This window comes from Bacillus sp. SIMBA_008 (assembly GCF_046535495.1).
Taxonomy (GTDB): Bacteria; Bacillota; Bacilli; order Bacillales; family Bacillaceae; genus Bacillus; species Bacillus subtilis.
On the sequence record NZ_JAWRWL010001027.1, the window covers coordinates 1 to 246 of the forward strand.

The 246-nt window shown below is 65.4% G+C and carries 1 pseudogene; it reads left to right on the forward strand.

Going from position 1 to position 246, the window contains the following annotated elements:
• Positions 1 to 246, forward strand: a pseudogene (locus tag SB658_RS26525) (hypothetical protein); the annotation flags it as partial.

The following is a 246-nucleotide window of genomic DNA, read 5'->3' on the forward strand; positions in this document are numbered from 1 at the left end:
CACTCCCTACTTCACGAACTACTCGATCCCGGTTCTGCTCGATGCCGGTCTCGGCGAGACCGTGCGGAACCTCTGGCGCGAAGGCTGGGGGTGGATGCTCACGTCGGGCGCCACCACCTGGTGGGAAGTGTTCGATGACCGGTGGAGTCGCTGCCATGCGTGGAGTGGAGCGCCGACGTGGCAGTTGAGCCGCTTCACACTGGGTCTCCGTCCCACCTCCGTCGTCGAGCCGCCCGTGATCAGAGT